Genomic DNA, 596 nt, shown 5'->3' with positions numbered 1-596 from the left:
TCGATTTGCTTAGGCGTTCCATTTTCATCCAGAAACGTGTATGTTACACCATTTTTCGGCTCAAAATCCAGTGTTGCAGTCACGAGATTTGCACCGCCGCCCCCACCTTGTATCACCGGATTCATTATCATACTGTAATCACCCCGTCTCCAGATACATATACCAAATTGGTCGTATGGCCACTCCGAGTGTATACCTCCGAATTTGCAACCACTTCTAACGCTCCGCTTAATGCGTCTTGTCTTACATCTCCTATCATTAGTGGAAGGATAAAAGAGTTTTTAGCTACTGATATAGTAAATTCTGTAGAGTTAAGTGGGGCATAGCCTTTTGTTCCGTCCGAAGTAATATAATGTAGACCATAATCAGGGCTTGATATTGTATCATGGCTTTTTATAGTAACTGTAGCAGTTTCTCCGCCGCCCTGTACCACAGGATTCAGTATCATACCATTGCCTCCGAAATTTTAACTTTTTTTCGTTGCAATCGAGAATAGTTACATATTCATAGCGATGACATAAACCTCGCCATCAATTATTTGAGTATTAACAGTTACGGTAAGATAAAATTGCTCATCACTTGTGACAAGATAAGGT

At 40.4% G+C, this 596-nt stretch carries 1 protein-coding gene; it reads right to left on the bottom strand.

Annotated elements, in window-relative coordinates; all coding sequences use genetic code 11:
• Positions 1–127 precede the first annotated feature (127 nt).
• Positions 128–448, bottom strand: coding sequence for a hypothetical protein (locus ACEVJK_RS14445; protein WP_374740903.1), 321 nt, complete (start codon positions 446–448; stop codon positions 128–130).
• Positions 449–596 lie beyond the last annotated feature (148 nt).

This window comes from Flintibacter sp. P01028 (genome assembly GCF_041925235.1).
Lineage (GTDB): Bacteria > Bacillota > Clostridia > Oscillospirales > Oscillospiraceae > Lawsonibacter > Lawsonibacter aceti.
The sequence above is the reverse complement of the archived record's forward strand: the minus strand, read 5'-3'. Positions and strand labels throughout refer to the sequence as shown.